Origin of the sequence: Vibrio sp. 10N.222.46.A1 (genome assembly GCF_041473595.1) — a bacterium.
GTDB classification, from domain to species: Bacteria; Pseudomonadota; Gammaproteobacteria; order Enterobacterales; family Vibrionaceae; genus Vibrio; species Vibrio tasmaniensis_A.
This window is the reverse complement of record NZ_JBFRSN010000041.1, coordinates 1-8,442: the sequence shown is the minus strand read 5'-3', so window position 1 is coordinate 8,442 and position 8,442 is coordinate 1. Positions and strand designations below refer to the sequence as shown.

Sequence of the window (8,442 nt, the reverse complement as noted above, 5' to 3'; positions counted from 1 at the left end):
CCAGAAGTCGCTAAACCTGATGCCAACAATACAGAGACTCCGGGGTTATCAATCGCCATAAAAGGCAGCATCAAGACAGCAATCAACAATATGGTGGCGAAAAGGTTCCATTTAGGGTCTACAAACAAGTAGTAACCCCAAAGCATCATTAGCCCCACTAAAATCAGCAATGGGATCGGGTAATGGGTAATTCCTCGCGACAGCAATAAACCTAACCCCATGGTGACAACAACAGCCAATAACAATTCGTAGACCGTTTCCTTATGGAGGTTTGGTTTATCAATTAAGAACTTAGCAGTGAACACTGGCGCCACAAACGCAAGTGGCCAGTTTATCCATGCCGCCAAGAAAACAGCCAACGTGACCCCTACGGTAAATCGCAGGATCCGTTGCTGTGTTTGTTGGTCAGGAATCGGCTTATCGGACATAAGACAATACGCTAATCAGACGAATCCATACTTTGCCTATCGCGTTGAACACAAAGTTGTCGCCGCTATAAACAATCACATCCGCTTGGCCGCCCACTCGAAGCATGCCTTGCATCTCATCTCGTTCAAATTCGATAGTGATAGGAAGCATCTGTGTTTGACGCAACCAACCCGTTTGTTGGCTAGCTTGAGCAAGCTTACCTGCTTGATCATTTTGTCCCCAATCAACACCCCAATCGATGCTACTCACTCGCCCTTTCACGATTTGTCCTGGAGCGAAATCCAATGCCACTTCCACTTCATCACCGACGGTTACGTTACCAAGGCTATTTTCACGATAATAAGCTTCAATCCAGATATCTTCCGTCGAAACAAAAGTCATGATCGGTTGACCTGCTGATGCGTAAAAACCCTCAGAAAGGCTAAAGTTAGAAACGCCACCTTGTGTCGGTGCTGTAATCACGGTGCGCTCTAGGTTCAACTGTGCCTGTTCAAGTGCTAACAACGCCGCTTTCACTTGGCTGTTTTCCTGACCTTCTTTACCCATTTGTTTCTTAGCACGGTCAAGGTCAGCTTCTGCATTGACAACCGCCGCTCGAGACGTTGCTAATGCGGCTCTCGCTTTATCTGCATCTGATTTAGAAACCACACCTTTATCAGCCATCTCTAAAACACGCTTGGCTTGTAGCTTGGTGTTTTGTCTTTCAACAATCGCTGAAGTGAGTTTCGCTTGCGCTGAAGCAATACTCGCGGTTTGAGCACCGACATTTTGGCCTGCAATCTCTAAATTTTGCTCGGCTTGTTGTACTGCAATTTTGTAATCAGACTCATCTAAAATAGCTAACTTGTCACCTTGATTAACCAGTTGGTTTGGTTGAACCAGTATATCGAGCACTTTACCCGACACCTCAGGCTTGATTGGAACGATATAACCTTTTACACGAGCATTATCAGTAATAGGGATGATGCGGTCTGAAATGACACTGAAGAGCAACATGAATGCAACAAACAACAATAGGTAGTTTGTAACCTTTCTTACTTTGTCTTTTCCGTTTTCTTGCTGGCCAACTTCTTCATTGGCTTCTTGCTTATTCCCTTTGGCTTCTGACATGGGGCTCCCTTCTAGATAACTAAGATCAACAAAATTAATACTTTAAAAATAAACCCAGCAATGGAAAACTCAAGTAAATAGGGTTAGATTTAGTAAACAAAACGTTGCAAATGATATGCACGTCTAATAATGCAACAATATATACAGGATTGTATTCTCATGACCTCTAGTCACTACCAAGTCCCAGTAATTCAGACGAACTACGCTAAAATTCTGGTTCAGGTTTTTTCTGACTATGGTCTTGATTTACATATGTTGCTTAAAGATTCCGGTTTACCACCTGACCTTATCGAATCAGAAAGTGATTTTGTGCCATCGGAATCCATTAAGCGTTTGATTTACCTCACATCGGCGCAACTTGGCGTATCTCGGTTCACCGATATTCTAGGACTCGCATTTCGACGTCGAATCATCCCAAATGTCTTGCATCAATTCACCGAATTTAAAACCATTGGTGATTCGCTGAAACACCTAAATTCAATCTTTGCCTACGACTCTCCAGGCAGCAAAGTCGAGCTTATTCAAGAACACGGCCAAAGTTGGTTTTGCCGAACTGCACCCGAAGACAATTCCCCTACGTTTCAATGGGGAGAAGCTTTTGCAATTACATATATCATTGAGTTAATAACCATTTTATCCAAATCCCCATGGTTGCCTAGTAAGGTGCGTCTGCAAGGACATGACATCGATGTCGTCAAAACACTGGTGCCAAGTAGCTGCCAATTGTTTGTTGAACAGTCGTCGACGGCTGTGCTGATCCCTGAAGAAATCTTACAACTCCCAATTCGCCTAACCTCTAAAGAACTCAGTGCTAAACCGACTCTTATTGAGTGGCACACCAGCTTTACCGATAGCGTTTATGAGCTACTCAAGCCCTACATGAAAGAACAAGATCTCTCATTTGAAGAAGCGGCTGAACTGCTCAATTTTTCTGTGCGAACGTTTCAACGCAAACTCAAAAATGAAAATACGACCTATCGAAAAATCAAAGAAAACCTAATGTTTTCAGTCGCATGTGAGCTGATGGAAGAAGGACACACGCTGACCTACATCTCTAGCCAACTCGGCTACACCAACATCTCTCACTTTTCTCGGGCGTTTAAGCGTGTGTCTGGTCTTACGCCGAAGATTTACCAACGTTCAATTTTGGACTAAGTGTAGTTTTGGACTGAATACAATTTTGGGCTAAGTACAATCTGGCCTCCCTCTCAGTTCCATTTGTAAGAGTGTCGCTAGATCTATCGCGCCCCAAAGCTCCTCTACGTCTTGTACCCTAAAATAAATAATCATACTTACTCCTCTTTAAGTCGAAGTACCATCTTGGATCAATCTCGACAGAGATACTTACCATAATGCGCCACACCCACTTTAAGAGCTGTTTCGCATATAAAACAATAAGCGTTTGAAAGTTATAAGTTTATCTCCTAAGTTTTTTATAACCCTTTACTCAAGAAGATGTAGATGAGCAATATAGAAAAAGTATATGGATTTAATACGCCCCAACGGCTCTTTGTCGGTTACACACTCGCCGTACTCGTTGATTTAACCGTTCTCAATTTTTTTGATGAATATTGGGATTTCGTCAATATCGAGTCTTTCACCATCTCATTTGCTGCTGCGATTTTGCTACAGCTGTTGCTCAAGTTATCCATCGGCTTAGAACATAAGCTCGCGGATTACTTCAAGTCGAAACCCGGCACTGCCCCTAAGATCTACAGAGGCCTGTCGAGCTATGTGATTCTCGTCGGTTCAAAATTCGTGATGCTAGAAGCCATCAATATCTTATTTGGTGACAAAGTGGATTTTACGGGGCCTTGGAACGGTGTCGTCGCCTTCTTTGCAGTGGTATTTACCATTCTGGTTGCCGAAGTGATTGTTTCTAAAATCTACTTTGCATTGGATGACACGCAGAAAACCGAAAAAGCCTAACTGCTCTATCAATTTTCAAGTGAACTGCCAACAATAAGTGGGCTACTCGGGAAGCCGATAACGTTGCATCACTAAAAAGCAAAACGCTTCCCGAAGGATCGGTTAAAAGCGTTTTGCGCTTTTTTGAGGGAGTGTTGACGGAGATGAGCTTAGAATGACGAGGTTACTTCTCCCTCGCCACGATTAAGACCATTTTTAGCTCGCTCTAAATTTAACCGCGAAAGATCTGTGCACCAAGAAGGCTCTCACGTGATCGTAAATCAGATTAAACACAAACGCGTAAATGGTAATAAAAATGGTCACGCCGATATCCATTAAGAATGCCTGCCAAATCCCCACATTAAGCAAGAAAGCCATCACTGGGATCGTCGCTATCAACAAGCCTGCTTCAAACAAAACCACATGGAATATTCTCAGCTTAAGTGAACGCTGAGATTTTTCACCCGTAAAGTAGCGATCAAAAATGCGGTTAAAACAGTAATTCCAAATCATAGCGATGGTCGCAACAACTATCATAGTTCCTGATAAGGCATTCACATCATGATCGGTAAATATCGCCAACCCCATAATTGAAAGCGTGACGGCCAAAACTTCGAATAACACTGAGTGGAACACTCTTTCTAACGTACTCATACATTCCTCTAAATAATCTAGTATGTGTTGGATTAGCTCGATTATGTCATCGAAAATAATAAGAGAAAGTTAACAGCCATCACGATTAGTGATAGTCTGAGCATTATCATCCCATTTGGTATTGAGCGAGAGGTAACATGTACAGTTTTGAGCAATTAAAAGTCTTCGTCACCGTGTGTGAAAGTGGCTCTTTTTCTGCTGCAGCACGCAAGCTGAAACGCGCTCAGTCTGGTGTCAGCCAATCGATCGCCAACCTAGAAATAGCTATCGACCAAGAGCTGTTTAACCGCGAGAAAAACATCCCTGTTTTGACCAACACAGGTAAAGCCTTATTGCCTGTCGCTAAGTCGATTCTCGACCAACAAAAGTACTTCGACCAAAAAGTAGAATCGCTGACACAAGAAGATGAACACGAACTGATCATTGCCATTGATGAGAGCATCATAGACAAGAACTTCATTAAGATAATCAGCTCACTAGCCGATCAGTTTCCAATCACACACTTCGATATTATTACCACTTCAACCTTCGATGTTGAAGACTTAGTGAGACGTGGCAAAGCGCAGATAGGCATCATCTATGCGGATGGTGAACTTAAAGTGGATATGGACTTCTTCTTACTGGGCCAAGCACGTTTTCTTACGGTTAGCTCCGCCACTCACGAACTGAGCCAAATGCCCGTCGTTCAAGACTCAGACCTAAAGCGCTACCGCCAATGTGTGCATCGCAGTTCAAAGCAGCGCGAACTGTGGTTCACCTACGGTATTAGCTCGATGCTTTGGTATGCCAACAACCACAAAACGATCATCGATCTCGTTGAACAGAACGTTGGCTGGGCAAATGTGCCTGAAATGATGGTGATGGAAGGCATTCAAAAAGGCGAACTTGTGGCGTTACCTGTCTCACACGAGCATGGTGGTTGGATTACTCCAGTGGGTTGCTTAGTGTCTCGCAGCCATATCAATGGCCCAGTGTTAACAAGTTTACTTGAAAAACTAAAAGGCCACTCATTAGAGAACAATCAATGGCAAGCCAACTAATCTCCCCCCAATTCTTGAGTTCAGCCTATTTTAGCAACTGAATCCTAAGTCAATGACGGTGGTGTTTTCTCCAGCACTACCTCATTTCCGCTTTTCGTGCCGATAATTTTCTTTGTCGTGTGGATAAAACACCCTAGTTGATGTCCCAAAGTGACATAACTAGTATGCGATCCCAAAGGGTTTGTCTTATCAAACTGATATCGACAAACCCAAATCGCTCTTTAACACCACTGACCCAACTTCAAATCTCCCAGATAAACGCTCTGTCTTACAGTTGCTTATGCCGGTTTCAAATAGATCACTTTTGAATATTGATTCGCACCCAGTTTATGAGCGCTCTTCGAGTGCTTTTTTATATCTAAATGAACCTTTTGGAAAATTTGTCGTGAACGTTTTAAGAAATATTTGCCCTGAGAAAATGGGTAAAGAGCGTAACAAACGAGAGTATGATTTACGCGTACTTAATTGTGTCAGTGAAAGCGAATATGAATCGCGTATGGCAGTATGGAATAGCTTAACTTTGGTTGCGACTCCGTCTGTTTCAGAAACAAAAGGCTTCATCGATGAGGCTTTCAACAAACTTCAGCAAGATTTGAAAGAAGCCAGCCGCGAGTTATCGATTAACTACACGGACTTCATTGCAATGGCGCATGAAGAACTCAACTACATTAAGGTGTTTGTTGCTAATAGGACCGCACAATACGGTTGGTATGCCGCGATCGTTCTTATGATCATCGCTACTGTTGCTCTATGCGCTCAGTAAACCAAACTGTGTATTCAATAAATTGTCTTAGAAGCTCAATCGATAGGCCAATTTAGCCTTTGTATAAGCTTGTTCTTTAACTAGAAAACAAATGGTTAACCTCATTTGTTTTCTAGCCTATAACCCCTTCACTCTCCCATTAGAGACAACAGATCCTGCGTCGCTTGTTTTGGATCTTCAGCGTGACATATCGCAGATACCAGTGCTAACCCATGAATGCCGCTCTCAACTAACTGCGGGATGTTCGATTCGTTAATTCCACCAATACCGACAATCGGTAACTTCGTTGTCTCCAACGCCATTTTAATGCCGTCATAACCCCAATGTTTCTTAAGGTTTGTCTTAGTCGGTGTGGCAAAAAGCGCACTGAGGCCAATGTAATCGATCGGCAAACTATCGGCTTCTCGAAGCTGTTGTTCAGTTTCAATCGACAAACCAAGAATCTTATCTGGACCAATCAACTGACGGGCTAACTCAGCAGGCATATCTGATTGACCTAAATGCAAGCCGTCAGCATCCACAGCCAACGCAACGTCCATTCGGTCATTAATGATCAACGGGACACCAGAGCCAGCCAAAATCGACTTAACGGCCTGCGCACGTTCAATAAAAGCTCTGACATCTCCATGCTTCTCTCTTACTTGAACCATAGTGACACCACCAGCGATTGCTTGTTCAACGACAAACTTAAGCGTTTCTAGATCTTGCTGGTCATCAGTAACCAAGTAGAGCTTATAAGGGTTCATATCGTGCCTTTGGAGTCGGAGTCTAAATTGCGTTTCTACTATTTTACCGACAATTTGCATCATGTGCATGGAAGTTAATAAACAATTAGCTCAATTAAGCATGCTCCAACAAATATGCAACCCATTGAAACGATACTAAAAAACCGAATTTTTTAACGAAAGCGTTACTTATTACACAAACTATTCACTTAAGCCTGCCCAGAACCCTGTTTTATGGAATACTTCGCAGTGAAGGAATCAGGTAAATATAGGGATAGTAATGCGCCACCTTTCTATAGCATTTAAGATCAAGCTAGGTTATGCCATCTGCTTGCTCTTTTTCGTCATTTCAGGCTTTGTGAGTTACAAAGGTATCCAAACCTTGTCGAACGGCTTTAGCCAATACAGTGTACTTAGCCAGAAAGCGACACTGTCAGGCAACATTCAAGTGCATTTTCTGCAGATGCGCTTAGCCTCTGAACGTTATTTAAAGTCATTGGATGAGCAATACGAAGTAAATTATCAATCAAGCAAACTCGCGATTGATGAACTGCTCAACAACTTAATCCAAACCACCACCAAAAACGATAGCCTAGCTAGCCTGCAATTAGTGCAAGACAGCGTAGCGGCATTTGACACGGCTTATGGCTCAATGAAACAGAGCCAGCTGCTCATCGACCAATTGGTGAATGTCGAGATGGTCAAACGAGAAACCAACGCCCTCAAAGCCGCGCAAAGCTTGTTGTATGAGTCGTACAACAACAACGATCCAAACGCGAGCTTATACGCGGGTATGTTGATGGAGAACTTCCTCGCAGCCAAGATCACTGTACTGAGTTACTCAAACAACAACGACCTAAAAACCTATGAAGCGGGTAAAGATATCTTTGAATACGCGTTGCCGGGTATTGAAGGCGACATTGAGTCTCTCAAATCATCCCCTTACCAAAGCGAGTTGATTGAAGATTTCTCTAACCAGCGCGAAGCGTATGCAAAAGGCTTTGAACAAGTTCATCAGCAGATGATTGAGAACACGCAAAGAACTGCGACTCTTGCCTCGATTGGTGACAGCTTGGCTATTGCGGTCGCGGATGCTCAAAGTATTCTAGAGCAACAGAAACAAGTATTAACGCCAGAACTGCAAGCCAGTGAAAAACGTTCAGTTCAAATCATCTTCTTGCTAACAGGTGTGGCTTTGGTGATTGGCATGACAAGCGCTGTGTTGGTGACTCGTTCTATTACCAAAGGCATCGCACAGGTTAAACAGATCACCAATGAGCTTTCTCAAGGCAATTTAAATGTTGAAGTGAACATTGAGAGCAAAAACGAAATTGGTGAACTGCTAACCAACATGGAGATCACCATCGAATCGCTGCGCGATATTGTTGGTCAAGTGAACCGTTCTAGTGTGCGTATTGGTGAGATGTCGGAGTCACTCAATCAAGTGACCAATAACAGCTCGACCAACGCAACACAATTGAACAGTGAGATGATCAATATCTCTTCTGCCGTTGATCAATTGGCTTCGAGCACATCAGAAATTGCGGCAAGTGCTAACCACGCGTCTCAAGTTGCAAACCAAGCAACCGAGAATGTCGCGATGGGACTCAAAGAAGTAGACAAAACACTGCATGAAATTGGCAGCGCCGATGAAAGCATGCAGGTCAGCAGCCAGAAAGTGACGGACCTACACAAAGAGTCGATGAACATTGGCGCCATTCTTGAAGTAATCAAAGGCGTTTCTGAGCAAACCAACCTGTTGGCATTGAATGCGGCTATCGAAGCCGCTCGCGCAGGTGAACAAGGTCGTGGA

General features: G+C 43.3%; 9 protein-coding genes. 5 read left to right on the top strand and 4 right to left on the bottom strand.

Annotation, left to right across the window (positions count from 1 at the left end):
- On the bottom strand, nt 1-428 hold a 428-nt coding region (locus AB4496_RS01820; RefSeq protein WP_372130524.1), incomplete at its 3' end, for a DUF2955 domain-containing protein.
- On the bottom strand, nt 418-1,539 hold the full coding sequence (locus AB4496_RS01815) for an HlyD family secretion protein (protein ID WP_102257597.1): 1,122 nt from the start codon (nt 1,537-1,539) through the stop codon (nt 418-420). The genes AB4496_RS01820 and AB4496_RS01815, both read right to left, overlap by 11 nt.
- A 159-nt stretch (nt 1,540-1,698) precedes the next feature.
- Here AB4496_RS01815 and AB4496_RS01810 point away from each other — a divergent pair, with 159 nt between their 5' ends.
- Both AB4496_RS01810 and AB4496_RS01805 read left to right on the top strand, forming a co-directional pair.
- Nucleotides 1,699-2,694, top strand: a complete 996-nt coding sequence (locus tag AB4496_RS01810) for an AraC family transcriptional regulator (RefSeq protein WP_102257596.1) — start codon at nt 1,699-1,701, stop codon at nt 2,692-2,694.
- Nucleotides 2,695-3,000: 306 nt separating this feature from the next.
- Entirely contained in the window at nt 3,001-3,468 is a 468-nt protein-coding gene (locus AB4496_RS01805) for a hypothetical protein (protein WP_012600934.1), read from the top strand.
- A gap of 195 nt (nt 3,469-3,663) precedes the next feature.
- On the opposite strand, the gene AB4496_RS01800 is transcribed toward AB4496_RS01805, so the two are convergent.
- Nucleotides 3,664-4,101 (bottom strand): PACE efflux transporter, encoded by a 438-nt coding sequence (locus AB4496_RS01800; RefSeq protein WP_102257595.1) that lies wholly within the window; start codon nt 4,099-4,101, stop codon nt 3,664-3,666.
- A 137-nt stretch (nt 4,102-4,238) separates the two neighbouring features.
- Here AB4496_RS01800 and AB4496_RS01795 point away from each other — a divergent pair, with 137 nt between their 5' ends.
- Nucleotides 4,239-5,141, top strand: coding sequence for a LysR family transcriptional regulator (locus tag AB4496_RS01795; protein ID WP_102257594.1), 903 nt, complete (start codon nt 4,239-4,241; stop codon nt 5,139-5,141).
- Between the two features lie 418 nt (nt 5,142-5,559).
- The gene (locus tag AB4496_RS01790) at nt 5,560-5,904 is read left to right on the top strand and encodes a thiamine-phosphate diphosphorylase (RefSeq protein ID WP_102257636.1); all 345 of its coding nucleotides are present in this window, start codon (nt 5,560-5,562) and stop codon (nt 5,902-5,904) included.
- A gap of 128 nt (nt 5,905-6,032) precedes the next feature.
- On the opposite strand, the gene thiE is transcribed toward AB4496_RS01790, so the two are convergent.
- On the bottom strand, nt 6,033-6,650 hold the full coding sequence (thiE, locus tag AB4496_RS01785) for a thiamine phosphate synthase (protein WP_102257593.1): 618 nt from the start codon (nt 6,648-6,650) through the stop codon (nt 6,033-6,035).
- Between the two features lie 259 nt (nt 6,651-6,909).
- On the opposite strand from thiE, the gene AB4496_RS01780 reads away from it, so the two are divergent.
- The coding region (locus AB4496_RS01780; protein ID WP_372130523.1) for a methyl-accepting chemotaxis protein at nt 6,910-8,442 on the top strand (1,533 nt) is incomplete at its 3' end.